The sequence below is a fragment of the Actinomadura syzygii genome (assembly GCF_008085905.1).
In the GTDB taxonomy this organism is placed as follows: domain Bacteria; phylum Actinomycetota; class Actinomycetes; order Streptosporangiales; family Streptosporangiaceae; genus Spirillospora; species Spirillospora syzygii.
In genome coordinates, this window is the sequence record NZ_VSFF01000001.1 from 444,234 (window position 1) to 470,212 (window position 25,979).

The 25,979-nt window shown below is 71.9% G+C and carries 24 protein-coding genes; 2 read left to right on the plus strand and 22 right to left on the minus strand.

What is annotated here, in order from left to right; genetic code table 11:
* Nucleotides 1-6 precede the first annotated feature (6 nt).
* From FXF65_RS02245 to FXF65_RS02265, 5 genes are read right to left on the minus strand one after another with little or no spacing between them, the layout of a single operon-like run.
* Nucleotides 7-639: an isochorismatase family protein gene (locus tag FXF65_RS02245; protein WP_148347951.1), complete on the minus strand. Its 633-nt coding sequence runs from the start codon at nucleotides 637-639 to the stop codon at nucleotides 7-9.
* Nucleotides 636-2,531, minus strand: a complete 1,896-nt coding sequence (locus FXF65_RS02250; protein ID WP_148347953.1) for a hydantoinase B/oxoprolinase family protein — start codon at nucleotides 2,529-2,531, stop codon at nucleotides 636-638. Before FXF65_RS02250 ends, FXF65_RS02245 begins: the two co-directional genes overlap by 4 nt.
* A complete protein-coding gene (locus FXF65_RS02255; RefSeq protein WP_148347955.1) occupies nucleotides 2,531-4,594 on the minus strand; it encodes a hydantoinase/oxoprolinase family protein in 2,064 nt (687 codons plus the stop codon). Before FXF65_RS02255 ends, FXF65_RS02250 begins: the two co-directional genes overlap by 1 nt.
* Nucleotides 4,595-4,610: 16 nt before the next feature.
* Entirely contained in the window at nucleotides 4,611-5,816 is a 1,206-nt protein-coding gene (locus FXF65_RS02260; RefSeq protein ID WP_148347957.1) for a CaiB/BaiF CoA transferase family protein, read from the minus strand.
* Nucleotides 5,817-5,839: 23 nt separating this feature from the next.
* On the minus strand, nucleotides 5,840-6,484 hold the full coding sequence (locus FXF65_RS02265; RefSeq protein WP_148347958.1) for a GntR family transcriptional regulator: 645 nt from the start codon (nucleotides 6,482-6,484) through the stop codon (nucleotides 5,840-5,842).
* A gap of 115 nt (nucleotides 6,485-6,599) precedes the next feature.
* Between FXF65_RS02265 and FXF65_RS02270 the strand changes: the two genes are divergently transcribed.
* Complete coding sequence (locus tag FXF65_RS02270) at nucleotides 6,600-7,499, plus strand: hydroxymethylglutaryl-CoA lyase (RefSeq protein WP_148347960.1); 900 nt, start codon at nucleotides 6,600-6,602, stop codon at nucleotides 7,497-7,499.
* 43 nt (nucleotides 7,500-7,542) lie between these two features.
* On the opposite strand, the gene FXF65_RS02275 is transcribed toward FXF65_RS02270, so the two are convergent.
* The 3 genes from FXF65_RS02275 to FXF65_RS43440 form a co-directional block, all read right to left on the minus strand.
* Complete coding sequence (locus FXF65_RS02275) at nucleotides 7,543-7,926, minus strand: hypothetical protein (protein ID WP_148347962.1); 384 nt, start codon at nucleotides 7,924-7,926, stop codon at nucleotides 7,543-7,545.
* Between the two features lie 98 nt (nucleotides 7,927-8,024).
* Nucleotides 8,025-8,441, minus strand: a complete 417-nt coding sequence (locus tag FXF65_RS02280) for an ATP-binding protein (protein WP_148347964.1) — start codon at nucleotides 8,439-8,441, stop codon at nucleotides 8,025-8,027.
* Nucleotides 8,442-8,446: 5 nt separating this feature from the next.
* On the minus strand, nucleotides 8,447-8,620 hold the full coding sequence (locus FXF65_RS43440) for a hypothetical protein (RefSeq protein ID WP_187412036.1): 174 nt from the start codon (nucleotides 8,618-8,620) through the stop codon (nucleotides 8,447-8,449).
* 301 nt (nucleotides 8,621-8,921) lie between these two features.
* Between FXF65_RS43440 and FXF65_RS02285 the strand changes: the two genes are divergently transcribed.
* Complete coding sequence (locus FXF65_RS02285; RefSeq protein ID WP_148347965.1) at nucleotides 8,922-9,767, plus strand: GntR family transcriptional regulator; 846 nt, start codon at nucleotides 8,922-8,924, stop codon at nucleotides 9,765-9,767.
* 19 nt (nucleotides 9,768-9,786) lie between these two features.
* Here the strand turns inward: FXF65_RS02285 and hydA are convergent, their stop codons facing one another.
* From hydA to FXF65_RS02355, 14 genes are all read right to left on the minus strand, one after another.
* Nucleotides 9,787-11,160: a dihydropyrimidinase gene (hydA, locus tag FXF65_RS02290; RefSeq protein WP_148347967.1), complete on the minus strand. Its 1,374-nt coding sequence runs from the start codon at nucleotides 11,158-11,160 to the stop codon at nucleotides 9,787-9,789.
* On the minus strand, nucleotides 11,157-11,540 hold the full coding sequence (locus FXF65_RS02295) for an allophanate hydrolase-related protein (RefSeq protein ID WP_148347969.1): 384 nt from the start codon (nucleotides 11,538-11,540) through the stop codon (nucleotides 11,157-11,159). Before FXF65_RS02295 ends, hydA begins: the two co-directional genes overlap by 4 nt.
* Nucleotides 11,541-11,566: 26 nt before the next feature.
* Nucleotides 11,567-12,370 (minus strand): ATP-binding cassette domain-containing protein, encoded by an 804-nt coding sequence (locus FXF65_RS02300; protein WP_148348337.1) that lies wholly within the window; start codon nucleotides 12,368-12,370, stop codon nucleotides 11,567-11,569.
* Between the two features lie 73 nt (nucleotides 12,371-12,443).
* Nucleotides 12,444-13,283 carry an ABC transporter ATP-binding protein gene (locus FXF65_RS02305; RefSeq protein ID WP_148347971.1) on the minus strand — a complete coding sequence of 280 codons (840 nt, stop codon included), beginning with the start codon at nucleotides 13,281-13,283 and terminating at the stop codon, nucleotides 12,444-12,446.
* A complete protein-coding gene (locus tag FXF65_RS02310; RefSeq protein WP_148347973.1) occupies nucleotides 13,280-14,170 on the minus strand; it encodes an ABC transporter permease in 891 nt (296 codons plus the stop codon). The genes FXF65_RS02305 and FXF65_RS02310 overlap by 4 nt, the downstream gene beginning before the upstream one ends.
* Entirely contained in the window at nucleotides 14,167-15,243 is a 1,077-nt protein-coding gene (locus FXF65_RS02315; RefSeq protein ID WP_148347975.1) for an ABC transporter permease, read from the minus strand. The genes FXF65_RS02310 and FXF65_RS02315 overlap by 4 nt, the downstream gene beginning before the upstream one ends.
* 17 nt (nucleotides 15,244-15,260) lie before the next feature.
* Nucleotides 15,261-16,859, minus strand: a complete 1,599-nt coding sequence (locus FXF65_RS02320; protein WP_148347976.1) for an ABC transporter substrate-binding protein — start codon at nucleotides 16,857-16,859, stop codon at nucleotides 15,261-15,263.
* Between the two features lie 40 nt (nucleotides 16,860-16,899).
* Complete coding sequence (locus FXF65_RS02325; protein ID WP_148347978.1) at nucleotides 16,900-18,645, minus strand: hydantoinase B/oxoprolinase family protein; 1,746 nt, start codon at nucleotides 18,643-18,645, stop codon at nucleotides 16,900-16,902.
* An 11-nt stretch (nucleotides 18,646-18,656) separates the two neighbouring features.
* Nucleotides 18,657-20,711, minus strand: coding sequence for a hydantoinase/oxoprolinase family protein (locus FXF65_RS02330; protein WP_148347980.1), 2,055 nt, complete (start codon nucleotides 20,709-20,711; stop codon nucleotides 18,657-18,659).
* Nucleotides 20,708-22,015, minus strand: coding sequence for an amidohydrolase family protein (locus FXF65_RS02335; RefSeq protein ID WP_148347982.1), 1,308 nt, complete (start codon nucleotides 22,013-22,015; stop codon nucleotides 20,708-20,710). The genes FXF65_RS02330 and FXF65_RS02335 overlap by 4 nt, the downstream gene beginning before the upstream one ends.
* The gene (locus tag FXF65_RS02340; RefSeq protein WP_222868326.1) at nucleotides 22,012-23,181 is read right to left on the minus strand and encodes an NAD(P)/FAD-dependent oxidoreductase; all 1,170 of its coding nucleotides are present in this window, start codon (nucleotides 23,179-23,181) and stop codon (nucleotides 22,012-22,014) included. The genes FXF65_RS02335 and FXF65_RS02340 overlap by 4 nt, the downstream gene beginning before the upstream one ends.
* A complete protein-coding gene (locus tag FXF65_RS02345) occupies nucleotides 23,178-24,614 on the minus strand; it encodes an FAD/NAD(P)-dependent oxidoreductase (RefSeq protein ID WP_187412038.1) in 1,437 nt (478 codons plus the stop codon). Before FXF65_RS02345 ends, FXF65_RS02340 begins: the two co-directional genes overlap by 4 nt.
* Nucleotides 24,611-24,898 (minus strand): (2Fe-2S)-binding protein, encoded by a 288-nt coding sequence (locus FXF65_RS02350; protein ID WP_148347986.1) that lies wholly within the window; start codon nucleotides 24,896-24,898, stop codon nucleotides 24,611-24,613. Before FXF65_RS02350 ends, FXF65_RS02345 begins: the two co-directional genes overlap by 4 nt.
* Complete coding sequence (locus tag FXF65_RS02355) at nucleotides 24,895-25,851, minus strand: dihydrodipicolinate synthase family protein (protein ID WP_222868327.1); 957 nt, start codon at nucleotides 25,849-25,851, stop codon at nucleotides 24,895-24,897. Before FXF65_RS02355 ends, FXF65_RS02350 begins: the two co-directional genes overlap by 4 nt.
* Nucleotides 25,852-25,979: the final 128 nt, after the last annotated feature.

Below are 25,979 nucleotides of genomic sequence, written 5' to 3' on the forward strand. Positions count from 1 at the left end.
GGGAGCCTATCGGCCGGGCGCCTCCTTGATCGTGGTGAGCGCCTCGTCCAGGGACAGGACGTCGGCGTACTTGGCCTCCAGGTCGAGGAGGTTCGCCTCGTGCAGGCGCCGGTCGCGGTCGCCGCAGGCTTCGTCCACGACCAGCGGGCGGAACCCGTGCTGGAGCGCGTCGGTCGCCGTCGCGCGGATGCATCCGCTCGTCGTCAGCCCGCAGATCAGCAGCGTGTCGATCCCGGACGAGGTCAGCGTCGCCGACAGGGACGTCCCGTGGAACGCGCTCGCGTACTGCTTGGTGACGACGGTGTCGCCCGGGGCGGGGGCGGCCCCCTCGGCGAACTCGCCGAGAGGGCTCCCCTCCTCGAACACGCGCAGCGCGGGGATCTTGCGGCGGAACAGGCCGCCGTCCGCGCCTCCCGGCTGGTACGCGACGCGGGTGAACAGGACCGGCAGGCCCGCCGCCCGCGCCGCGCCGATCAGCGTCGCGGACGCGGCGGCCGCGTCCTCGACGGGGGCGCGCAGCGGCGAGCCGTCCACCAGGTAGGCGCGGACGAGGTCGACCACCAGCACCGCCGGGAACCGCCCGCACCCGAGCCGCCCGGCGAACCCGGACTCCCGGTAATCAGCCGCGAGATCGGTCATCTCCGCAGCGCCTCCGCCGACCGGACGTCGACCGGCGGGCGCGGCGCGGGAAGGCCCGTCTCGGCCTCGCAGTTGGCGAGGATCTCCGGGAGCGGCGGGCCCATGTCGAACACCGGAATCTCCGTACGCTCCGCCGCCCGCTGAGCGCGCAGCGCCTCGGTCGCGGCCACGTCGAGCACGCCGCCCTCGGAGCAGACGACGCCGTAGCCGTCGCGGGCGCCGTCCGGGGTGACGAGCCCGCGCAGCACCTCGACCGCGACCAGATCGGCCGGACGGGCCAGCGGGTCGCCCCATCCACCGCCGCCCCACGTCACGAAGTGGAGCACGTCGCCCGGCGCGACCGCGACGTCGTGGATCTTGCTGGGCAGCACCTCGCGCGTCCCGTCCGCGCGGTCGATCCACTTACGCCCGCGCTCGCCGGGACGCCCGCCGTTCACGCCCCACGGGTAGGTGAGCCAGCGGTCGTCGTGGATCGCGATCGTGCCGGGCTCCTCGAAGTGGTAGGCGACGTCGACGCCGTTGCCGCCCCGGTGCAGTCCCGCGCCGCCGGAGTCGGCGATCGTCTCCCACCGCTCGACGCGCAGCGGGTAGTACGACTCCAGGTACTCGCAGGGGATGTTGACGAACGACGGCCAGAGCGAGTGCCCGTCCGGGCCGTCGCCGACCGGGCGTCCCGGCACGCCGCCGAACCCGATCGAGTAGAGCTGGAACCACTCGCCCGCCCGTTCCCCGGACGTGTAGTGCCCCGAGTACATGAAGTGCGGCGACGACGAGAACCCGGCCGCGTTCAGGATGTCGGGGTTGGTCTGCCCGAGCAGCCCGCCGAACAGGTCGAACACGCGGCCGATGCCGTGGTTGCGGGCGTTGAGCGCGGCGGGCTTGCGCGGCTTCCAGAACGAGTCCTCGGGGATCGTGACGTCGATCAGCGGATAGAAGCCGTCGTTCCACAGGATCTGCGGGTCCGCCACGGTGATCACGTAGATCCCGAAGAACATCCGGACGAGGTTCTCGTTGATGAAGTAGTTGACCGGGCCCACGGCCTGCGGCGCGGCGTGCGAGAAGTCCAGGTGGATCTTCTCGCCGTGCCGGGTGAGGGAGATCTTCAGCTCGTAGGGGCCGTAGCCGCAGCCGTCGTCGCAGATGTAGTCGGCGAACTCCAGCGTCCTCCCGTCCTCGAAGAGGGCGGCGAGCAGGATCTTCATCGCCTGGTAGTTGCGGTCGAGCAGGGCGTCCAGCGCGGACAGGTACGTCTCCACGCCGAACCGGTCGCACAGCTCCCGGACGCGCCGCGCCGCCGTCGTGCACGCCGCGACCAGGCCGTTCAGGTCGGCGCGGTTCCAGTCGGGCATGCGGACCTGGTTGAGGATGATGCGCAGCGCGTCCTCGTTCAGCTCGCCGCCCTCGTAGAGCTTGAACGGCGGGACGACCACGCCCTCCTCGTAGATGGTGCGGGCGTCGGCGGGCATCGAGCACGGCGTCTTGCCGCCGACGTCCGACATGTGCCCGAACATCGACGACCAGCCGACGAGCCGCCCCTCGTGGTAGATCGGGACGACGAGCAGCCAGTCGTTCGCGTGGCTGATCGCCGCGCCGCACGCGTACGGGTCGGACGTCATGAGGATGTCGCCCTCGCCGATCGTCCCGTCGAAGTTCTCCAGGAAGTCGGGGACGGACAGCCCGAACTGCCCGACGACCATCTTCCCGGACGGGTCCGCGATCAGCGGGAACTCGTCGTGCTGCTCGCGGATGCCCGGCGACAGCGCGGTGCGGAACAGCACCTCGTCCATCTCGTGGCGCGCGTTGCGCAGCGCGTTCTCGATGATGTCGAGCGTGACCGGGTCGATGTCGACCCGGCCGATCGGCTCGGCGTCGCTCTGCAGGATCTCGGCCATCAGCCCTCCTCGGTCAGCGGACGGATCAGCAGGCTGCCGCTCGGGTGGACGGTCGCGGCGTGCCCCGGCAGCACGAGCGTCGTGGAGTCCATCTCGGTCACGACGGCGGGGCCGGTCACGACGTCCCCGGCGAGCAGCTTGGAACGGTCGTAGATGCGGGCGGGCGCGGTGGCGCCGTCCATCCACAGCTCGGTCTCGCGGACAAGCGCGCCGGACGGGTCGCCCGTTCCCTCGGGGAGCGTCCGCCACGCCACCTCGGGACGCGGCCCGCTCACCGTCACCCGCAGGTTGATGACCTCCCGCTCGTTGCCGAGCAGGAACGAGAACAGCCGCTCGTGCTCGGCGTCGAACGCGGCGCCCAGCTCGGCGAGCAGGTCGCCGTCCACGGCCTCGCGGTCGACCTCGACGGGGATCTCGAAGCCCTGCCCGTGATAGCGCAGGTCGATCTGGTACGTCTCGGTCTGGTCGGCGCGCGGGACGCCCTCGTCCTCCAGCCGCTGCGCGGCGGAGTCGGCGAGTTCGAGGAGCGCGGTGCGCAGTTCGGCGTCGTCCAGGGTGGAGAAGCGGCGGACCATCGTGCGGGCGCTCTCGTCGCGGGCGCAGGTCGTCGCGTCGCCGTAGGCGCAGAGGACGCCGGGCGACGGCGGCACGATCACCGGCCACGACCCGGTCAGCCTGCCGAGCGCGTTCGCGTGCAGCGGCCCGGCGCCGCCGAACGACACGAGCGCGAACTCGCGCGGGTCGAAGCCCTGCTGGACGCTGATCAGCCGCAGCGCGCCGAGCATGTTCTCGTTGACGATGTCGACGATCCCGGCCGCCGCCGCCTCGACACTGGGGAGTCCCATCGCGTCGGCGACGGTCCGGACGGCCTTGCGGGCGCTCTCCACGTCGAGTTCGATCTCGCCGCCCGCCAGCTCCCGCGGCAGGTAGCCGAGGACGACGTTCGCGTCCGTCACGGTCGGGTCGGTGCCGCCCGTCCCGTACGCGGCGGGGCCCGGGTCGGCGCCCGCCGACTGCGGTCCGACGCGCAGCGCCTTCGTCAGCTCCGGGACGTGCGCGATCGACCCGCCGCCCGCGCCGACCGTGCGGACGTCCACGCTCGTCGCCCGCACGGTCAGGTCGCCGACCGTCGTCTCCCGGCCGATGCGCGGACGCCCGCCGAGGACGAGCGCGACATCGGTGGACGTCCCGCCCATGTCGAAGGTGAGGAAGTCGCGGAAACCGGCCTGCTCGGCGAACCACACCGCGCCGGTCACGCCGCCCGCCGGACCGGAGAGCAGCAGCGCCACCGGGTCCTCGGCCGCCTTCGCGGCGCGGCTCAGCCCGCCGTCGCTGCGCAGCACGGACAGCGGCGCCTCGATCCCGCTGCCGACGAGGGAACGGTCCAGGTTGCGTACATACCGGGATACCTCGGGCTGCACGTAGCCGTTCGCCACGGTCGTGACGGTCCGCTCGTACTCCCGCATCTCCGGCAGGACGCGGCTCGACAGCGACACCGGGATCCCCGGCAGCTCGTCGGCCGCCAGCTCCGCGACCCGTCTTTCGTGCGCGTCGTTCGCGTACGAGTTGATCAGCGAGATGGTGAGGGCCTCGATGCCCTGCCCGGCGAGGCGGCGCAGGGCGTCCCGGACGCGGTCCTCGTCCAGCGGGGCGACCTCCGCGCCGTCCGCCCCGATCCGGCCGGGGACCTCGACGGTGTGCTCCAGTTTCGCGAGCGGCTCCGGCTTCGGCCAGATGATCCATCCGGCGAGCCCGCCCGGCACGAACGACCGCGCGATCTGGAGCACCTGGCGGAACCCCTCGGTCGTGACCAGCCCGACCCGCGCGCCCCTGCCCTGGAGGATCGCGTTCGTCGCGACCGTCGTGCCGTGCAGGACGTGCGCCACCTCGGGCAGGCCGATCCCGGCGTCCCGGCACACCTTGCGGATGCCGTTGAGGACGCCTTCGGACTGGTCCGCCGGGGTCGACGCCGTCTTCGCCCGGTGGCTGACGCCGGTCTCCTCGTCCACGAGCAGCACGTCAGTGAACGTGCCGCCCACGTCGACGCCTAGCCGATATCCCATGCCGTCTCCCGGTGGGTCAGACGATTCCGCGCTCCGTCAGCGCGTCGATCTCGTCGTCGGAAAGGTCCAGGAGGCCGCCGTACACCTCCCGGTTGTGCTCGCCGAGCGCCGGGCCGGGGTGCCGCACCGACCCGGGCGTCTCGCTGAGCCTGGGGAACGCGTTGTGCATCGGCAGTTCGCCGAAGTCGGGGTGGACGAGCCGTACGATCGCCTCGCGGGCGGCGAAGTGCGGGTCGTCGAACATGTCCTTGGCGGTGTAGATGCGGCCCGCCGGGACGCCGCCCGCGTGCAGCTCGTCCAGCAGTGCCCCGGTGTCGAGGGTGGCCGACCATGCCGCGATCAGCTCGTCCAGCTCGGCCATGTTCCGCCCGCGCTCGGCGTGCCCGGCGAAGCGCGGGTCGGCGCTCAGCTCGGGACGTCCCATCGTCTTCGCGAGCCGCGCGAACACCGTGTCCTGGTTCGCGGCGATGAGGATCATCTCGCCGGACTTGGTCGGGTAGACGTTGCTGGGCGACACGTTCGGCAGCACGGACCCGGTGCGTTCCCGCTGGTAACCGGCCACGGCCCACTCGGGGAGCAGCGACTCCATCATCGCGAGCACGGCCTCGTAGATGGCCGAGTCGACGACCTGGCCGCGTCCCGTGCGCTCCCGGTGGTGGACGGCGACGAGCGCGCCGATCGTGGCGAACACGGCGGCGAGCGAGTCACCGAGCGAGATTCCGGCGCGCGACGGCGCGTTCCCCGGGTCCCCGGTCACGTATCGGATTCCGCCCATCGCCTCACCGATCGACCCGTATCCGGCGCGCGGCGCGTACGGCCCGCTCTGCCCGAAGCCGGACACGCGCACCAGCACAAGCCCGGGGTTCGCTTCACGGAGCCGGTCGAAGTCGAGGCCCCAGCGCTCCAGCGTCCCCGGGCGGAAGTTCTCGACAACGATGTCGGCCTTTTCAATGATCCGCCGCGCGAGATCCTGGCCCTCGTCCGTTCGCAGGTTGCAGGTGACCGACTTCTTGTTGCGCGCGACCACCGGCCACCACAGCGACTTGCCGTGCGGCTTCTCCCGTCCCCACTGCCGCATCGGGTCCCCGGCGCCCGGCGACTCGAGCTTGACGACCTCGGCGCCGAAGTCGCCGAGGAGCTGCCCGCAGAACGGACCGGCGAGCAGTTGTCCCATCTCCACGACGCGCAGGTCGGAGAGCGGGCCGCGGGCTTCTTCGGACATCGATCCTCGTTTCCGGTGGGGGGTCAGGACGGGGGGTCGCGAAGCAGGACGGCCTTCGCGGACAGCACATGGGCTCGCATCACGGACTCGGCCCACGTCCCGTCCCGGGCGCGCAGCGCGGCGACCAGCTCGCGGTGGTGGGCGCAGCTCCGGGTGAGGTCGTCCGGCGAGTAGCGGTGGAAGGTGCGCATCACCAGCGGGAGCTGCACCACGGCGTTGAGCATGGTGACGAGCCGGTTGCTCGCGGCGGCCGCACGGGCGATGCCGTGGAACTCGGCGTTCAACTCAGCAACCCGGTCAAGGTCCTGTTGGTCGCCGGGCGCGGCGGCCCACTCGATGAGGCCGCACAACTCGTCCATGCGGTCGGCGTCCTTCGCCTCGATCCGGGCGGCGGCGCGGCGCGCGGCGGCGCCCTCCAGCAGCATCCGCAGGTCGTAGATCTCTTCGAGGTCCTCGGGCGTCCAGTCCGGGACGCGGGCGCCGCGGTGCGGCAGCACCTCGACCAGGCCCTCGACCTCCAGCCTGCGCAGCGCCTCCCGGACGGGCGTCCGGGACGACCCGGTCGCCTCGGCCAGCTCAGCCTCCCCGAGCCGCGCCCCCGGCTGGTGGACGCCGCCCAGGATGTCGGCGCGCAACCGCTCGTAGACGCGGTCGACGGCAAGGACCATCCGAACCTCCCGGCTCACTGATTGCATGCAACATAGGCAATGTTCACGGTTGACACAAGGCTTCACCTGGAAGAAGCTTCGGACGGTAGCCCCGCTTGCATACAAGAGGACGTTCATGGCGAAGGTCGAAGTCATCGAGGTCGGGCCCCGGGACGGGCTGCAGAACGAGTCCGCGATCCTCCCGACCGCCGACAAGGTGCGGCTGATCGAGCGGAGCATCGAGGCCGGGCTGCGGCGGATCGAGGCGGTCAGCTTCGTCCACCCGAAACGCGTCCCGCAGATGGCGGACGCCGAAGCGGTGATGGAACGCGTCCCCCGCCCGGACGGCGTGAAGTACGCGGGCCTGGTCCTGAACCAACGCGGCCTGGACCGCGCCCTGGCCACCGCCGTAGACGAGGTCAACGTAGTCGTCGTCGCAACAGACGAATTCAGCCAGCGCAACCAGGGCTGCTCAGTAGAAGAGGGCCTCCGCAACTGGGCCCAAATAGCAGAAGACGCCCGCGCCGCCGGCCTCTACCGAACGGTCACCATAGCCGCCGCCTTCGGCTGCCCCTTCGAGGGCGAGGTCCCCACCGCCAAGGTCCTAGACCTGATCCGCCGGGTAGCGGAAAGCGCCCCAGATGAAATAGCCATAGCCGACACAATCGGCGTAGGCGTCCCCGCCCAGGTCAAGACACTCCTAGACGGCGCCGCCGAAATAGCCCCCGGCATCCCTCTCCGCTGCCACTTCCACAACACCCGCAACACGGGCTACGCCAACGCCCTGACCGCCCTGGACCACGGCGTCTCCGCCCTGGACGCCAGCACCGGCGGCTTCGGCGGCTGCCCCTTCGCCCCCGCCGCCACCGGCAACATAGCCACCGAAGACCTCGTCTACGCCCTAGACCGCACCGGCATAAAAACAGGCATCGAAATGGCCACCCTCACAGAAACAGCAACCTGGCTAGCCGACCGCCTGAACTCCCCAGTACAGGCCCTCCTAGGCCGCGCCGGCCCCTTCCCCACCCCAAACTGACACCCGCAGCGCCATTTACGAGCGCAACCCAGGGCCCGCATGGTCAGGTCCATTCGGTGTTGGGGTACATGCGGTACTTGAGCAGTTGGTCCAGTCGGTCGGCCGCCGCCTCGGCGTCGCGGCAGGACGACAGGAACCAGCCGCGTCCCGCTCCCGCCTCGAAGTAGCTCCACGTCCCGCCCGGCGTCGCGCGCACAGTCACCATGGCCCCGACGTCGTCGGCCGCACCACTGGCGTAAACCCACAGCAGCGGTGCTGGGTAGCGGAACTCGTGCTCCTCGTACAAGCCGACGCACCTCCAGCCCTTCGGCCTGAGAACCTCCGCGAGGGTCTCCAGGTTCTGCACCGCCGTGTCGTCACTCAGAAACGTCCGCCACCGCAGAACCGCCTGCCATCGGCCGACCGCCCGGCGCACGCCGTCAAGCATTCCGAACACCTTCCGCTGATCCTTGTCGTTTCGGCTCGTCGGCGCAGGTCAGAATGCGACGTACGCCCATACCCATTTCCCGGACGGTTCGCTTTCGGTCACCCCGCATGAAGAGGCGAGCGCCTCCACCATCGGCAGCCCGCGTCCGCCGACGCATTCGTCGTGGCCCCCGGGTCCAGCGCCTCGGCGTCCGGGGTCACGTCGTCGGCACTCGTTGCCAGCGCCCGCTTGGCGACCGGCCTGTCATCGGAGGAGTCCCACACCGCCAGCAGCACCCGCCGGGGCTCCAGCGCCAGCCTCACCCGAATCTCCTGGTCGCCTCCCCAGCGCAGCGCGTTGGTCACCAACTCGCTGGCGATGAGCGTCAGGTCGTCCCTGAGCCGCGACAGTCCCCAGTCCGCGAGCCGCAGTTCCACCAGCATCCGAACCTGCGCCGGAGCCGTTGGCGCGGCGAGGAACGTGGTGTCCAGCGCTCCGGCGAATCCCCTGGACGTGCTCACCATGCGGCCGCTCATCCCGGTCACCGCGCGATCTGCTTCAAGACGATCAGCGTCCGCTCCGCGGCCACCGACTCGGCTCCCACCTCGCCCAGGACGTGGCCGCGCTCGCCGCCCCACCGGAACCGGCGTCCAGCACAGATGACGACTCGCTCGCCCCGCGTCCCCAGCGCCACTCGGAGTGTGTTCTCGTGCACCTGTGCCCGGCATCCACGCCGTCCGAGCTGCACCGCCAACTCGCTCAGCGCGTCAGCTCTAACATCTGGCATGGGGCCGCCCCGCGCCGTCGGATCAGCACCCGGAAGCATCCGAGCTGCCGTCTCCAGACGGCCGGTCTTACGGGTCATATCTGACATTGCGGGTACGTCTCCAAGGTCGGCAAGCGGGAGCTTCCGGGCTGATTTGTTTCAACAAATCAGCCCGGCTTCATGGTGCCGATAGACTGCGGTGCCCGTCAATAAGTTTCAACAAATCGGCCCGACAAGAGGAGATGAGCGCGTGGGGTCAGCGCGGTACAACGAGATCGCTGACGACCTGCTGCGGCGCATTGACGCAGGTGAGTGGCAGTCGGGCGACACTCTGCCGCCGATGGAGAAGCTTGCCGAGCACTACGCCGCCAGCCGCAACGCGGTGGCTCGCGCGGTCGGGAAGCTCGCGAAGCAGGGTCGTCTGGTCTCAGTGCCCCGTCGCGGGACGGTCGTCCGTCCCAAGCACCGCAAGACCGTCATGCGCACCGATCTCGTCAAGCGGAACACCAGGCATCGGCGGGACGGAGACGAGTTCGCGGGCGGCTACAGCTTTCCAGCCGCCATGGGCAACGAGATCTGGACTCATCACGTCAAGCCCGATGCCCGCAAAGCCCCCATCGAAGACGCTCGGCTTGCCCATCTGCTGAACGTGCCGGTCGGGGAGATGGTCGTGAGGCGCTTGCGTGTGACGGGGCCAGAGGGCGAGCCGGCCTTTCAGATCTCGACCTCCTGGATACATCCGCGCATCTCCGATGAGGTTCCAGAAGTCAAAGAGCCTTATGGCACGGGGCCGGGAGCTTGGATCGACGCCATTGAATCCAGGGGTCATGGTCCATTGGAATGGCTTGAGCGTCGGCGTGTGCGGATGCCGACCGTTGATGAGGCCAAGCTGTTGCTCATCCCGGCCGAACTGCCCGTTTGGGAGGTCGTCCGCATCAGCTATAGCGCCAAGGACGAGAAGGCCGTGGACGTCACGCAGGTCATCATCCCTGGTGACCGCATGGAAGAGGTCTCGCGGCTGCGTCGGGACGACTCCGCGAAGTGGCCTCATCGTTCCAGCGGCCCGGACGGCCCTCGGGTCGCGCCCGCCGAATAGCGCGCGACTGAGCGCGTCCCTAGACGACGGGTCCGGCTTTGAGGTGGCGACCTTGGGGGGTTGGGTCTTGGAGGGTGTTGTTTTTGACTACTACTCGGCCGTGTACTAGGACGGTTTCTGGGCGGCCTGTTATTTGCATTCCCTCGTAGGGGGTGTAGTCGGTGGCCATGTGTAGGTCGGCGGACGTTATTTGCCATTCTGTTGTCGGGTTCCAGATGGCTATGTCCGCGTCGGCGCCGGGGAGGAGGGTACCCTTGCGGGGATAGAGGCCGTTTGTGCGAGCTGGGTTTGTGGACGTCAGTTCCACGAAGCGGGTTGCGGGGAGACCCTGGCCTACTACGTATTCGGAGAAGATGACTGGGAGGCGGGTTTCTACGCCGGGGAGGCCGTTCGGCATGGCGCGGACGTCGGTGGCGCGGGATTCCTTCTGGGCCGTGTCGTAGCAGCAGTGGTCGCTGCCGATTGTTGTCACCTCGCCGGTGAACAGGTGACGGCCTAGCGCCTTGACCTGGGCGGACGAGCGTAGGGGCGGGCAGCAGACGTAGCGTTCGGGGTGGGTGCCGTTGTAGGCGGAGTCGTCCAGGATCAGGTGGTGCGCCACTGTTTCGCTGTAGGCGCGTACGCCTCGGCGGCGGGCGGCGGCTACCAGTTCTACGGCCTCGGCTGTTGATTGGTGGACGAAATACACCGGGGCGTCTACCGCTTCGGCGATGGCCAGGATTTCGGCTACCGAGGCTGTTTCGGCTAGGTCGGGGCGGGTTGCGGCCATGTTCGCCGCGTCGATTCGGTTGGTGTTGGCGCAGCGGCATTGGGCGTCGCCGACTATGTGGTCGGCCTCGCAGTGGATGACGACCATTCCGCCGAGTCCGGCGAGGGTCGTCATGGTGCGGAGGACGGTGTCCTCGTCGGCCATCGTCTCGCCGCGGTAGGTGGTGAACATCTTGACGGTGGAGATTCCGTCGTTGACCAGGGCGGCGAGTTGGTCGGGGACGGTTTCGTCCCACTCGACCACGCAGGCGTGCAGGGCGCTGTCGCAGAGGCCCTGGGTGGCTTTCGCGCGTTGCGCGTAGGCGACGTCGGCCGGGTTCTCGCCGGGGCGGGGGATCGCGAAGTCGACGATGGTGGTCGTGCCGCCGAAGACGGCCGCGGTCGTGCACTGGAGGTAGTCGTCCAGGGAGGTGAACTCGCCGGACGTGAAGCCGACGTGGCAGTGCGGGTCGACTCCGCCGGGCATGACCAGGCGGCCGGTCGCGTCGATGACGGTCTCGGCGGGCGGGGCGGTGCCGGGCGCGGCCAGCGCGGTGACGCGGCCGTCCGTGATCACGACGTCGGCGGGGCCCGACCAGTGCGCCTCGACGACCGTCCCGCCTCGGACGACGACGTCGGCGGTCACCGCGCCGCCAGGTGGGCGCGCCAGCCGCCCGCGTCGCTGATGTCCGTCACGCCGGGCAGGGTGAGCGACTCGGCGCGCATCCGCATGCAGAGCGTGCCGGAGCCGTCCGCGAGTTCGATCACGCCCAACTCCAGCTCGGGCGGCTCGCCGGGCAGCAGGTGGTCGCGCAGGATCTCGTAGGTGACGGCGTACAGCTCGCCGGGCACGGACCGTCCGCCGGACGGCACCGGGTGCAGCCCCGGGAACTCGTCCCGGACGGAGTAGAACCGGTACCGGGGCGCCGTCTCCGCCGGGCCGAGGAACTCGGCGCCGCTCAGCGCCCCGTTCAGCGAGCCGCCGGACATGGCCTGCCCGTTCACGAACATCCGCAGGTTCTCCATGGTGCCTTTCCTATTCAGACGACTCGTCAGACCGCTTGCCGGGCTCGTTCGGCCGCCGGGTCGGGGACCGGGACGGCGTCCAGCAGCGAGCGCGTGTAGGGGTGGGCGGGCCGCCGGTAGATCTCTCCGCAGGGACCGATCTCGACCAGCGAGCCCTGGTCGAGCACCGCGACCCGGTCGCACAGGTAGTGCACGACGGCGAGGTCGTGCGCGATGAACAGGATGGACAGGTCGAGCCGTTCGCGCAGGTCGCGGAAGAGGTTCAGCACCTGCGCCTGGACGGACACGTCCAGGGACGACACGACCTCGTCGCAGATCAGCACCTTCGGCTCGACGGCGAGAGCGCGGGCGATGGCGATGCGCTGCCGCTGGCCGCCGGAGAACGAGCGCGGGTGCCGGTCCGCGTCGGCGGCGGACAACCCGACCGTCTCCAGCAGGGCGGTGGCCCGGTCGCGCCGCTTGCGGCGGTCCGGCTCGATGCCGTGGACGAGCAGGCCCTCCTCGATCAGCGCGCCCGCCGTCATGCGCGGGTTGAGGGACGAGTACGGGTCCTGGAAGACCATCTGCATGTCGCGGCGGAGGGTGCGCAGCTCGCGCCGGGACGCGCCGAGAACGTCCCGTCCGCCGAGCCGGATCTCGCCGGAGTCGGGCTTGGTCAGCCGCGCGACGCAGCGCGCGACGGTCGACTTGCCGGAGCCCGACTCGCCGACCAGCCCGAGCACCTCGCCCGGCGCCAGGTCGAACGAGACCCCCTTCACGACGGGACGTCCCCCGAAACTCTTCACAAGGTTCCGCACGCTCAGCGCACTGACCCCGGTAACAGCAGTCATAGGGCGTTCCCTTCCTGGGGGCGGACCCCCAGACCCCCCGGCCGGAGGGCCGATGATCCTCGCTTCGCTGCGGTCATCGGACCTCCCCCTCCAACGCAGCCTCGTCGACGGTGCTCAGGCGGCGGGACGGGTCGTCGTCTATTCGGGGCACCGAGGCGAGGAGGCCGCGTGTGTACGGGTGTTGCGGACGGGCGTAGATGTCGTCCACCACGCCCTGTTCGACGGGCGCGCCGTGGCGCATGACGACGACGCGGTCGGCGAAGCCCGCCACGATCCCCAGGTCGTGGGTGATGAGCAGCACCGACATCGACCGTTCCGCCGCCAGTTCGCGCAGCAGCGTGAGCACCTGCGCCTGGACGCGGACGTCCAGCGCGGTCGTCGGCTCGTCCGCGATCAGCAGCGCGGGCTCGGCGATCACCGCGATGGCGATGACCACACGCTGACGCATCCCGCCGGAGAACTGGTGCGGGTAGTCGTCGAAGCGCCGGTCAGCGTCGCGGACGCCGAGGCGGCCGAGCAGTTCGACGCCGCGCCGCCGCGCCTCCTTCTTCTTCACGCCGCGGATGAGGAGCGGCTGCATGATCTGCCAGCCGATCGTCATCACCGGGTTGAGGGACGCGAGCGGGTCCTGGAAGACGAGCCCGATCCGGGCGCCGCGAACATCCCGCATCGCCCGCTCGGAAAGCCCGAGGACGTCCTTGCCGTCGAGAAGGACGCGCCCCGACAACGAGGCGTCGCGGTCGAGCCGCAGCACGGCCCGCGCCGTCACCGACTTGCCCGATCCCGACTCCCCGACCAGCGCGACCTTCTCCCCGGCCGCGACCGACATCGTCACCCCGCGCAGCACCTCGACCGGGCCGTCCGGTCCGGGGAAGGAGGCGCGCAGGTCGTCCAGCTCCAGCAGCGGGGTCATGACCGCCTCCCTCGCAGCGTCGGGTCGTTGCGGACGCGCAGCCAGTCCCCCACGAGGTTGAACGAGACCGCGGTGAGCATGATCGCCAGGCCCGGGAAGACGACCGCCCACCAGCCGTTCGTCAGGTTCCCGGCCGCGCCCGCGATCATCGCGCCCCATTCGGCGGACGGCACCTGCGCGCCGACCCCGACGAACGACAGCCCGGAGATCACGAGCATGACCGCCGACACGTCCAGCGTCGTCTGCACGTAGAGGGTGTCGAGCGAGTTCGGCAGCACGTGCCGGAACACCAGGCGCGGCGTCGACACCCCGAGCGTGCGGGCGGCCTCGACGTACTCGGCGTCCCGGACGTCGCGGACGAGCGTCCGGACGAGCCGCGCGTACCCCGGCCACCAGGTGAGGCACAGCGCGATCACCGCCGAGCGCAGGCCGGGGCCGAGCGCGGCGGCGAGGCCGAGCGCCAGGATGATCGCGGGCAGCGACAGGCCGATGTCGCAGATCCGCATCAGGACCTCGTCGGCGACGCGGCCGCCGAGCGCGGCGAGCGTCCCGACGATCGTGCCGATCAGGGTCGCGACGGCGATCACGATCACGGTCGCGAGCAGCGACACCCGCGCCCCGTACAGGACGCGGCTGAAGATGTCGCGGCCGTTCGCGTCCGTCCCGAACCAGTGGTCGGCGGACGGCGCGTGCAGCGCCTGACCGAGGTTCACCGAGTACGGGTCGTGCGGCGCAAGCAGCGGTCCGACCAGCGCGATCAGCACCATCAGGCCCGCGATCGCCAAAGCTACCCGGTCGACGATCGAGGCGCGCCCGGCGGGCGCGAACCGCCGCCGCCGAGGCACGGCCGGGCCGCGCTCCACCGTGTCCGCGACAGCGGTCTTCACGTCGCCGCCCCTTCCACGACGCCCGGCTCGACGGGCTCCGCCGCCGGGGCGGCCGATGCGCGCGACCCGCCGGGCTGCCGGAGCCTCGGGTTGAGCCAGAGCTGGACGACGTCCACGACGATGTTGGCCAGCACGAACACCACTCCGATCACGAGGACGGTGCCGATCACCGCGTACAGGTCGTTCTGCAGGACCGCGTTGACCGCGTACGCCCCGATCCCCCGCCGTCCGAACACCGACTCGACCAGGACGGTGGAGCCGAGCATCCAGCCGAGCTGCATGCCGAGGATGGTGCTGACCGGGACGAGCGCGTTCCGCAGCCCGTGCCTGATCACCACCCGCCACTCCGACGCCCCGGTCGCGCGGGCGAGCGTGATGTAGTCCGAGTCCAGCACGCTGATCATCGACGACCGGACCGTCCGGGCGACGACCGCGACGAACGCCGCCGCGAGCGTCACCGCGGGCAGGACCAGGTGCGACACGGCGTCCGAGAACGCCGCCGGGTCGCCGCTGAGCAGGGCGTCCACCGAGGTCATGCCGGTGATGGACGGCACCTCCCGGCCGAACCCGAGCTGCCCGGTGAGCGGCAGCGCGCCGAGCCGGTCGGCGAACACGAGCTGGAGCATCAGCCCCAGCCAGAACACCGGGACGCCCGCGCCGAACAGCACGATCAGCCGGGCCGCGACGTCGGCGGCGCGGCCCCGCCGGTAGGCGGCGTACACGCCGAGCGGCACCGCGATCGCCACGTTGATCAGCATCGCGGCGAGGACCAGCTCCAGCGACGACGGCAGCGCGTCGCCGATGTCGCTCAGCACCGGACGCTGGGTGAACACCGACGTGCCGAGGTCGCCGTGCAGGAGGTTCCCGAGGTAGGCCGGGAACTGCTCCCACACGGGCTTGTCGAGCCCGAGCCGCGCGGAGACCGCGGCGACCTGCTCGGCGGTCGCGTTGCGTCCCGCCGCGGCCCGCGCCGGGTCCCCGGGCAGCACCTGGGACATCAGGAACGTGACGACGCCCAGGCCGAACAGCACGACGACGCTGGTGACGAGCCGTCTGAGCAGGAAACGCGCCATTGCCGTGCCTCCCCTCGTCAGCCGACCTTGACGCCGTAGACGTCGACGGTCTGGTGGTGGGACGGCTGGTAGGCGTAGCCCTCCACGCCCTTGCGCAGGACGGTCACGTACTGCGGGTTGGACATGTTGACCGACGCGACGTCACCGGCGATGAGCGTCTGCGCCTGCTTGTACAGGCCGCACCGCTCGTTCTCGTCGGTGACCGTCTGGGCCTTCTCGACCAGCTCGTCGACCTTCGGGTTGTCGTAGCCGCCGTTGTTCTGCCCGTTGTTGATGAACCGGGAGTCGAACAGCTGGTACAGCACCGAGTCCGGGTCGGGGTTCGGCGGGAAGGCGTAGATCATGCCGAGGTCCGGCGTGGTCTTGTTCGTCTTCAGCCGCTGCACGTACTCGGGGTAGGTGATGGCCTCCAGCTTCAGCTTCACGCCGATCTTCGACAGGTCGGACTGGAACAGCGTCGCCGCCTGCTCCATCTCGGCCGTCGCCTTCAGGTACGTCATCGTCAGCGAGACGTTCGACAGGCCCGCCGCCTGGAGGGCGCTCTTCGCCTTCGCCACGTCGTAGCCGGGCTGCGGCGTCGCGGCGTCGAAGCACTGCATGGTGGACGGCACCACGCCGACCGCCTTCTTCCCGGCCCCCTTGAGGATGGACGAGATGTGCTGGTCGTACTGGTACGCCGACCCGATCGCCTCGCGCAGCGCCTTGTTCTCGACCTGCGAGCCCTTCATCTTGAAGAACACGTAGAGCTGGACGTTCGTGTCCGCCTTGTCGACCTTGTAGCCGCCGTTGCCCTCGAAGGACGCCCAGTCGTTGGGGTCGATGTCCATCGCGATGTCGACGTCACCGGCGAGCAGGGCGCTCTTCTGCGTCGCGGCCTGCGGCAGGTACCGGAAGACGACGTTCTTCGCCTGCCCGTTGAAGCCGCCCCAGTACTTGCCGTACTGCGCGTACTTCGCCTCCTGGTTGGCCGTGTACCCGGTCAGCTTGTACGGGCCGGAGCCCGCGTCCGCCGTGGCGAGCCACTTCTGCCCGTCGTCGCTGCCCTTGTTCGTCTCGACCAGCTTGGAGTTCAGGATGTAGACGCGGGTCAGCGCGGCGACCATCGGCGCGTAGGCCCGGCTCATCGTGATGGTGAGGTGCGTGTCGTCGAGCACCTTCGACGAGTCGTAGGTGCTGATGAGGGACGCGACGCCCACCTTCAGCTTCTTGATGCGGTCCAGGCTGTACTGGACGTCCGCCGCGGTGAGCTTCGCGCCGTCGTGGAAGGTGACGTCGCCGCGCAGCGTCAGGTCGATGGACTTGCCGTCGGCGGCCACCTTCCACTCGGTCGCGAGGCTGGGCTCGATCTTGTTGTCCGCGCCGTACTTGACGAGCGTGTCGTAGGCGGGGCGGACGACCTCGTCCACCGTGGAGTTGTCGGCCTGCGCCGGGTCGAACGTCGCGGGCGGCTCGTTCTCGGCGACGATGAGCGTCTGCGCCCGCTCGCCTGAGCCTCCGCCGCTCGATCCGCCGCAGGCCGCGGCGGCGAGCGCCGCCGCGACGAGCACCGCGGTCAGCCGGGCCGGCCGTGGGCCGGGGAACCACCTGGTCCTCTTGGCCGATGTGTCGTGGAGCACGGTCGTCTCCTAATCGTGGACGTGTCCGGGGGCGGACGGGTCAGGTGTCGTGCCGTTCGGCGCCGTCGCGGACGCGGCGGCGCTCGGCCCTGGCGGGGGTCTCGGTGTGGGAGCCGTCGGGGGCGACGACCAGGCCGTAGTCGCGTTCGGCGGCCGCGGCGGTGACGTAGCCGTCGAGGACGTCGGCGACGACGGCGGCCGGGTCGCGGTCCAGCGGGTCGCCGAAGCCGCCGCCGCCCGCGGTGCGGTTGACGAACCGGTCGCCCGCCCGCATCGCGGCCCGGTACATGCCGACGCGCTTCTCGCGGTCGGTGCCGGGCCACAGCGTCATGCCGCTCGGCTCGGGCTCGTGGCCGCCCTCCAGCGCCCACGGCCTGGTCTTGCTCTTCTTCTTCATCGACAGGACCTCGCCGTCCGCGAGGTAGCGGACCTCGCGCAGGACGCCGACGCCGCCGCGGAACGTCCCGGCCCCGCCGGAGTCCGGGATCAGTTCGAGGCGCTCGTGGAACACGGTCGACTTGTGCTCCAGCACCTCGATCGGCGTGTTCCGGACGACGCTCTGCGACGGGTGCTGCTGCGCGTTCGCGCCGTCCCGGTCGCGCCGCGCGCCCCAGCCGATGCCCTCGTTGTTGCTGATGACGAAGTCCTCGTCGGTGCGCGGGTCGTGGCCGAGCGCCATGAAGCCGGGCTCGTCCCCGCCGGAGGACGCCGGGATCGAGTCGAGCACCCCGGCGAGCGCCTTGTGGATCAGCTCGAACGCGACGATGCCGCTCCACTGCGTGAACGTCGCGACCGGGTACTGGGCGTGGAAGAAGTTGCCCGGGTCGGCCGTGATGGCGAGGGCCCGGTAGTGGCCCGCGTTGGACGGCTCGTCCGGGGTCGTCAGCTCCTTGAACGTCGACTTGGCGAGGCTCTCCGTCGCGCCGATCGGCAGGTTCACCGGGCCGAGGACGGCGCCGTCGGAGCCGTTGAAGTCGACCTCCATCCGGTCGCCGTCGATCGTGACCTTGACCTCCATGCGGATGAGGTCGTCGGTGATGCCGTCGTCGTCGCAGTAGTCGGCGGCCGTCCAGGTGCCGTCCGGGAGGGCGGCGACGGCCTTGCGCGCGACGCGCTCGCCGTGCTCGATGATCTGCTTGACGGCCTGGTCGACGGTCTCGCCGCCGAACTTCTCCCACACCTGCGCGAGCCGGTTCTCCCCGGTGCGGAGCGAGGCGAGCTGCGCATGGAAGTCGCCGATCGTGAGGTCGGGGAGGCGCGAGTTGAAGCGGATCAGCTCGACGATGTCCCGGACGACCTCGCCCTTGTGGACGATCCGCGTGCCCGGGAAGATCAGCCCTTCCTGGTGCATGTCGGTCGAGTCGAGGACGTATCCGGGCGCCTTCGCGCCGAGGTCCATCCAGTGCGCCCGGACGGCCAGGTACGCCGACGGGGCTTCGCCGCCGTCCCGGAACACCGGGGCGAACAGCATCGCGTCGTAGGAGTGCGCGCCGGACCAGTACGGGTAGTTGAGCAGGTACACGTCGCCCGGCGCGAGGTTCTCCTTGCCCACGTACTCGACGCCCTTGACGATCGCGTGGTCGTTCGCGCCGAGGAACGAGGTGATCCCGGCGGCCTCCGCCATCAGTTCGAGGTCGCCGTCGTAGATCGAGATGCCGAAGTCCAGCACCTCGTAGATCACCGGGTTGAACGCGGCGCGGACGAGCGTCCGGCGCATCTGCTCCCCGACCGACACCAGGTAGTTGCGGATCACCTCGACGGTCGCGCCGTCCAGCTCGCTTGGCATTGGGGTTCCTGTCACTGGTCCGCCTCCGGGCTGCTCACCAGCAGGTGGCCGTGGACGTCCACGGCGAGGCGCTGGTCACTGAAGATCACCGTCGTGGAGGTGCCCTCCTCGACGATCGCGGGGCCCGGCAGCGTGTGGCCGGGCGCGAGCGCCGTCCGCTCGTACACCGGGAACGGCACGGTCTCCCCGGCGGCGAAGTCGAACGCGGGACGCGACCCGACCGGCTCCGGCGTGCCCTCGCCCGTTCCGTCGAGGCGGCGCAGGCCGGGCTTCGGCAGGACGCCGACCGCCCGCACCCGCAGGGTGAGGATCTGGCCGCCGTCCGGCATCGCGTGCCCGTACCGGGCGCGGTGCTGCTCGTGGAAGCGCTCCAGGATCGCGGCCGCGTCGTCGCCGTCCCGGAGGTCTATGCCGAGCGTGTGCTCCTGGCCGTGGTAGCGGACGTCGAGGCGGCGGATGAGCGTCCGGTCCTCGGGCTTCACGCCCTGGACGGACAGCACCTCCTCGCCCTGCGACTCCAGGTCCGCGAACGACGGCTCAAGCTCGGCGAGCGTCGCGTCGCTGAGCGCCTTGAGGACGGTCGTCGCGAACTCGTACTCCAGGTCCGACATGAGCATGCCGAACGCGGAGAACGCGGCCGGGACCTGCGGGACGACCGTCTCCGTCACGCCCATCTCGCGGGCCAGCATCGGGCCGAGCAGCGGCCCGGCCCCGCCGAACGCGAGCAGCGCGAACTCGCGCGGGTCGAGCGCCCGCTCGACGGTGATCTCGCGGAGCGCGCCGACCGTGCGGGCCAGCAGGACGCGGAACACGCTCGCCGCCGCGTGCGTCGCGTCGACGCCGAGCGGACCGGCGAGCTTCTCCTCGACGGCGGCGCGGGCCGCGTCCGCGTCGATGGTCATGTCGCCGCCGAGGAACGCGGCCGGGTCGAGGTAGCCGAGGACGAGCGCCACGTCCGTCACGGTCGGCTCGGTGCCGCCCGCGCCGTAGGCGACCGGGCCCGGGACGGCGCCCGCGCTGCGCGGACCGACCTTGAGCAGGCCCTCGTCCACCCAGGCGATGGAGCCGCCGCCCGCGCCGACCGTCCGGATGTCGAAGATCGGGATGAGCAGCGGGAAGCCGTCGATCCCGGCCTCGTGGACCTCGCCGGGCGAGCCGTCCTCGATCACGCAGCAGTCCACGCTGGTGCCGCCGACGTCGAACGAGATCAGCTTGTCCCGGCCCAGCTCGCGGGCCAGGAACGAGGCGCCGACCACGCCGCCCGCCGGACCGGACAGCACGGTCATCAGCGGGGCGCGGCGGGCCAGGTCGGCGGTCATCGCGCCGCCGCCCGACCGCATGATGTGCAGCGGGCGGGTCAGCCCGGCGGCGGACAGGCGTCCCTCCAGCGCGCCGATGTAGTCGCTGAGCACCGGCCGGATGTAGGCGTCCAGCGTGACGGTGCTGGTGCGCTCGAACTCGCGGTACTCGCGGCTGATGTCGGTGGACGTGGAGATCGACACGTCCGGGTAGGCGTCCCGCAGGATCCGCGCGGCGCGCCGCTCGTGCGCGGGCTCGGCGTAGGAGTGCAGGAAGCAGATGGCGAGCGAGCGCAGGCCCTGCTCCTCGACGAGGAGGCGGCCCGCCTCGCGGACGGCGTCCTCGTCGAGCGGCTCGACCTCGTAGCCCTGCGCGTCGATCCGGCCGGGCACGCCGGTCCGGTGCCGGCGCGGGACGAGCGGCGGCGGCGGCGCGTACGCGAAGTCGTACATGTACTGGCCGGGGACGTTCGCGCGGGCGATCTCCAGCAGGTCGCGGAAACCGGCGTTGGTGATGATCCCGACGTCCGCGCCGCGCCGCTGCAGGATCGCGTTCAGGCCGAGCGTGGTGCCGTGGACGAACGCCTCGACGTCGTCCAGCCGGTCCGCGAGGCCGCCGACGGCGTCGAGCACGCCGCGCGCCGGGGCGTCCGGGGTGGTCGGGGCCTTGTGCAGGCGAAGCTCGCCGGTGGCCTCGTCGTAGGCGATCGCGTCGACGAACGTGCCGCCGATGTCGACCGCCAGCCGGGTGCGGGACGAGGGGCTCACTGGGTTCCTCCCAAGGTGCCGGGGACGGGCAGGTCGTTCCGGACGACCCGGCCGGCCTGCATGACGAACGGGATGCGGCGCAGCGCGGACAGGTCCGACAGCGGGTCCCGGTCGGTCACGACCAGGTCCGCGAGCAGGCCCTCCTCGACCGCGCCCGCCTCGCCGCCGAGGCCGACGAGCCGGGCCGCGTCGCTGGTGCCCGCGCGCAGCGCCTGCGCGGGGTCGAGCCCCGCGTCGGTGAGGAACTCCATCTCGCGGACGGCGACGACGGTGTCCTCGATGGGCTCGCCCGGCGGGTAGTCGGTCCCGGCGAGCATCGTGATGCCGGGCCGCTCCGGGTCGAGCGGGTCGGCGATCCCGGCGGCGACCGCGCGGCGGATGCTCGCGAGGTGGCCGGGCCCGACCTGCGTCGCGCGCTCGATCTGCCACTCGCTGAACGAGTGCCCGGCCATCCAGTCGGGGCAGCGGGTGACGCACAGCGTCGGGGTGAGGAAGACGCGGCGGTCCGCCATCTCCTTCGCGGTCGCCTCGTCCAGCTCGTAGGCGTGCTCGTAGCCGCGGACCCCGGCGGCGAGCGCCTCCCGGATCGCCGACCCGGACCCGGCGTGCGCCGTCACGTACGTGCCGTGCTCCTGCGCGGCGCGGACGACGGCGCGCATCTCGTCCAGGGTCATCTGCGAGCCGGTGAACGACTCGCCCTCGTGCGCGATGCCGCCCGTGATGAACACCTTGATCAGGTCGGCTCCGGCGGCCAGCTCCTCGCGCGCCGCGCGCAGGAACCCGTCGTGGCCGTCGGCGTACGAGCAGGCGGAGCCGTGGCCGTGGCCGCCGGTCGTGGACACCGCGCGGCCCGCGCCGATGATGCGCGGCGCGTCCACCCAGCCCTGCGCGACGCTCTCCTTGATGAGGAGGTCCGCGCGGTTCTGCTCGTGGACGCAGCGGATCGTCGTGACGCCCGCGTGCAGCGCGTCCTGCGCCCGCGACAGCGCCCGCAGCGCGGTCAGGCCCGGGTTCTCGGCCTCGTCGGTCGCGGAGAACGGGTACGTCACCGACAGGTGCGTGTGCACCGAGATCAGGCCGGGCAGCAGGTACCGGCCGCCGAGGTCGATCCGGCGGGCGCCGGGCTCCGGCGCGGCCGTCGTGATCTCCTCGATCCGGCCGCCGGACACCGCGACGTTCGCGTTCCGGCGGACCGTGCCGCGCAGGACGTCCACGACGTGCCCGCCGGTCAGCCAGACCGTCCCGTCCTCCGCCACGGGCCGCCGCCCGCTCGTCGATGTCGACACCGAACTCTCCTCTCTCATCGAGCCTCCTCAAAAGAGACCGGTGTGATCAGCCGGTCGGGGCCGAGGTCGTGGACGTCCACCGGGGGCGCCGTCCCCTCGGCGAGGCAGCGCAGGGTCTCGCCCCACAGCGGGGCGAACGTGAAGGCGTAGGTTCCGCCCGCGACGAGGAAGCCGGGCGCGCCCGGCACCTCCCCGATCACCGGCATCTCGTCGGGGGTGGCGGCGAGCGGGCCCGCCCAGGCGCGCAGCAGCCGCAACTCGCGGACGAACGGCAGCACCCGCGCGGCCTGCGCCATGTTGCCGAGGACGCTCGCCGCGCTGATCGGGCTGCGCCCGTCCGGGTCGAAGCGCCGCGCGGGCCAGCCGCCGCCGACCAGGAGGTTCCCGGCCGTGACCTGCTTGACCGACAGGCCCTCGCCGATGTGCTGGACGAGGTGCCGCAGCGTCTCCGGCAGCCGGACGGTCACGTGCATCTGGATCGCGACGGGCGTCATCGCCAGCCGGATCCCGGCCAGCGCGGCGATCTCGCCGAGCCACGGACCGGCGACGTCCAGCACGCGCGGCGTCTCGATCGGCGCGTCGGTCCCGGCGGTGACGCGCCAGCCGGAACCGGAACGTTCCACCGCGCGCACCGGGGAGAACGGCCGCACCTGCGCGCCGTGCCGGACGGCCGCGGCGAGGTAGGCGGGCGTGGTCAGCAGCGGGTTCGCGTACCCGTCGAGCGGGCACCAGGTCGCGGCCGTGACGGTCGGGCCGAGCAGCGGCAGCGCCGCGCGGGCGCCGTCGCCGTCGAGCACCTCGGTGGCGATCCCGGCCCGCTCCTCCCAGGCGTGCTTGGCGATCAGCTCGGCGCGCTGTTCGGGTGTCTCGGCGATGGTGAAGCCGCCGCTGCGGCGCAGCTCGACCGAGGCGTCCAGTTCCGCCTCGACCTTCTCCCAGCGGTCGCTCGCGGCGCGCTGCAACGGCAGGAAGCGGGCGCTGTCCAGCGGGACCTCCTGGCCGGGCCGCCGCGTGTGGACGGCCTGGACGTGCAGGTTGCCCGCCGTCGTCCCGGACCCCTCGCGGCCCGGCGCGCCCCGGTCGACCACGATCACCCGGTGTCCGGCCCTGGCGAGGTGGAACGCCGCCGCCGCGCCGAGCACGCCCGCGCCGATCACCACGGCGTCCGCGGTGCGCGCGCTCACGCGGCGTCCCCCTCGGGCTCCTGCTCGCCGAGCGCGAGCAGCGTCTCCACCGGCACGGGACGGACGGGCTGCCGCGCCGGGAACACCGGCTCGCCCCGCTCCCCGCCGCGCGCCGCGCGGACGAGCCCGGCGACGGCGAAACCGCAGAAACGTCCCTGGCAGGGCCCCATCCCGGCGCGCGACCAGGACTTGGCGGCGTTCAGGTCGCCGCCCGCCCGATCCGTCGCGGCGGCGCGCACGTCGGACGCGGTCACGGCCTCGCAGCGGCACACGACGGTCTCGTCCGGAAGGGCGCTGACCAGCGCGTCCTGGAGCGCGGCGGGGCTCGGGTAGAGCGCCTCGCCGAGCGCGGTGAAGCGGCCGAGCGCGCGGGTCCGCGCGGCGAGCCGGACGATCTCCCGCCGGTCGCCGCCGCCCCGCGCGGCGAGGATGTGCGCGGCGGTCAGCCGCCCGCGCGCCCGCGCCAGGTGGACGCCGCCGATCCCGGCGGCCTCGCCCACGACGTACACGCCGGGACGGCTCGTCCGGCCGAAGGCGTCGGTGACGGGCGCGGCGTCGCCGGTCGCGGCGTCCGCGCGGATCTCGCAGCCGAGCAGCCGGGCCAGCTCCGTCTGCGGACGGAACCCGTAGCCGACGCACACCGCGTCCACGGCGAACGTGCCGACCGGGCGCGACGGGTCGGCGGTCGCGGCGAGCGTGACGGCCGAGACGCTGTCGTCGCCGGACGCGCCGGTGACCACCCGTCCCTGCCAGATCGGGACGCGCGCCCGCGCGAGCCGCGCCATGTATCCGGCCAGCTCGCGGAGCCGCGCCGGGTGCCGGAGCGCGGCGGTCGCGCGGAGCGAGGGCGTATAGGGGTGCCCCGCCTCGGCGACGCCGATGACCTCGGCGCCCGCGTCCAGCAGGGAGCAGGCGACGGGCAGCAGGAACGGGCCCGACCCGGCGACCAGCACGCGCCGTCCGACCGGTGTTCCGTCGGCGGCGGCGAGGTGCTGGGCGAATCCGGGCGTCGTGACGCCGGGGAGCTGCCAGCCGGGGAACGGGTGCGTCCGCTCGTACGCGCCGGTCGCCACGATGACGTGGCGGGCGCGGAGCCGGACCGCGGCGCCGTCCGGCGCGGTGGCGAACAGGGTGCGGCCGTCGTCGGCGACGCCCCAGACGAGGTGCCCGGTCAGGCAGTCGACGCCGAGTTCCCGGACGCGGGCGATGAGCCGTCCGCCCTCCGGGCGGTGGTCGCCGTGGGCGCGCAGCACCGCGGGCGACGGGCGGCGGAAGTACTGCCCGCCGAGCTCGGGCTGCTCGTCGGCGATCGCCACGGTGAGCCCGGCGGCGGCCAGCCGGGCCGCGGCCGACAGCCCGGCCGGACCGCCGCCGACGACCAGCACGTCGCGGGACAGCACGCCATGGGACAGCACGTCATGGGACACGGTCATGGCCGCGTCCCCACGGAAGGAGGACCGGTCTCCACCGGCGCGCCGGTCTCGACCGTCATGCCGGGGACGACGCGGGTCAGGCACGCCCGCACGCCCGGCCGTCCGTCGACCGTGACCTCGCATTCGAAGCACACGCCCATGCCGCAGAACGGGCCGCGCGGCTCGCCGCTCACCGGGTTGTCGCGCAGCCGCCAGCGGCGGGCGGCGACGAACGCGGCGGTGAGCGAGGAACCGGCGGTCGCGTCCACCGGCTCCCCGTCGACGGTGATCCGGGTGACGCTCACGACGACGCCCCGGCGGGTTCCAGCGCGGCGCGCAGGCCGGACTCCGCCAGCACGGCGCGGATGCCGTCGAGCGCCGCGCCGGTCGCCGGCAGCAGCGGCGGGCGGACGTGCCCGCCCGGCTGCCCGAGCTCCGCCATCGCGGCCTTGAGCTGCGGGATCGGCGACGCGAACACGCCGCTGTAGTCCGGCCTGATGAGCCGGGACGACAGCGCGGCGTACCGGTCGACGAACGAGCGGGCGGCCTCCTCGTCGCGCCGGGCCACGGCCTCGTAGAAGGGGACGGCGAACGGCGCGCCGAGCCCGCCGCCGTCGATGTTGCCGTCGCCGCCGAGCCCGAGCAGCACGGCGAGCCCGCGGCGGTGCAGGAAGCTGCCGAACACGCGGACGCGGTCCGAGACCGCCTCGACGGTGGCGAGCATCTTCAGCCAGTCGCCGGTGCTGTCCTTGATCGCGGCGACGTTCGGCAGGTCGGCGAGCCGCTCGAACAGGCCGGGGTGGTCGCCGATGTCGACGGCGACGCCGCGCGGCCAGTTGTAGACCATGAACGGCAGGTCGGTGGCGGAGCTGACCCGCTCGTAGAACGCGAGGATCTCGTCCGGCCCGGGGTGGACGTAGGGCGGCGGGGTGGCGAGCACGCCGCCGGCCCCCGTGGCGGCCGCGTGCTCCGCCAGCCCGATCGCCTCGTCCTCGGTGTAGGCGGTGACGCCGACGACGACGGGGATCCGCCCGGCGACCTCGACGGCGATCTCGGCGACGCGGCGGCGCTCGGCCGGGGACTGGCTGAACCACTCGCCGGTGCTGCCGTTGACCAGCACGCCGTGCACGCCCTGCCGCAGGTACAGCCGGAGCAGTTCACGCCAGGCGTCCTCGTCGAGGGCGCCGTCCGCGGTGAACGGCGTGGGGGCCGCGGGCCAGTAGCCGCGCCATGGGACGTCGTCGCGATCCAAGATCATTCCCCGAGTTCGTAGTGCTCATCCCGCTGGGATCGGTTGCACAAGGTTGCGGCACAGCCTAGGCGAGTGTCAAGGGTCACTTCGCCATTTCCACGTGCGACGACGTGGGAACTCGTTGCGCTGTGCAC

Bases quoted from the DNA above. Each gene is read 5' to 3' on its own strand.
- FXF65_RS02245 (WP_148347951.1), bottom strand. From the start codon at position 639: ATGACCGATCTCGCGGCTGATTACCGGGAGTCCGGGTTCGCCGGGCGG.
- FXF65_RS02250 (WP_148347953.1), bottom strand. From the start codon at position 2,531: ATGGCCGAGATCCTGCAGAGCGACGCCGAGCCGATCGGCCGGGTCGAC.
- FXF65_RS02255 (WP_148347955.1), bottom strand. From the start codon at position 4,594: ATGGGATATCGGCTAGGCGTCGACGTGGGCGGCACGTTCACTGACGTG.
- FXF65_RS02260 (WP_148347957.1), bottom strand. From the start codon at position 5,816: ATGTCCGAAGAAGCCCGCGGCCCGCTCTCCGACCTGCGCGTCGTGGAG.
- FXF65_RS02265 (WP_148347958.1), bottom strand. From the start codon at position 6,484: ATGGTCCTTGCCGTCGACCGCGTCTACGAGCGGTTGCGCGCCGACATC.
- FXF65_RS02270 (WP_148347960.1), top strand. From the start codon at position 6,600: ATGGCGAAGGTCGAAGTCATCGAGGTCGGGCCCCGGGACGGGCTGCAG.
- FXF65_RS02275 (WP_148347962.1), bottom strand. From the start codon at position 7,926: ATGCTTGACGGCGTGCGCCGGGCGGTCGGCCGATGGCAGGCGGTTCTG.
- FXF65_RS02280 (WP_148347964.1), bottom strand. From the start codon at position 8,441: ATGAGCGGCCGCATGGTGAGCACGTCCAGGGGATTCGCCGGAGCGCTG.
- FXF65_RS02295 (WP_148347969.1), bottom strand. From the start codon at position 11,540: ATGGAGAACCTGCGGATGTTCGTGAACGGGCAGGCCATGTCCGGCGGC.
- FXF65_RS02300 (WP_148348337.1), bottom strand. From the start codon at position 12,370: ATGACTGCTGTTACCGGGGTCAGTGCGCTGAGCGTGCGGAACCTTGTG.
- FXF65_RS02305 (WP_148347971.1), bottom strand. From the start codon at position 13,283: ATGACCCCGCTGCTGGAGCTGGACGACCTGCGCGCCTCCTTCCCCGGA.
- FXF65_RS02315 (WP_148347975.1), bottom strand. From the start codon at position 15,243: ATGGCGCGTTTCCTGCTCAGACGGCTCGTCACCAGCGTCGTCGTGCTG.
- FXF65_RS02325 (WP_148347978.1), bottom strand. From the start codon at position 18,645: ATGCCAAGCGAGCTGGACGGCGCGACCGTCGAGGTGATCCGCAACTAC.
- FXF65_RS02335 (WP_148347982.1), bottom strand. From the start codon at position 22,015: ATGAGAGAGGAGAGTTCGGTGTCGACATCGACGAGCGGGCGGCGGCCC.
- FXF65_RS02345 (WP_187412038.1), bottom strand. From the start codon at position 24,614: ATGACCGTGTCCCATGACGTGCTGTCCCATGGCGTGCTGTCCCGCGAC.
- FXF65_RS02355 (WP_222868327.1), bottom strand. From the start codon at position 25,851: ATGATCTTGGATCGCGACGACGTCCCATGGCGCGGCTACTGGCCCGCG.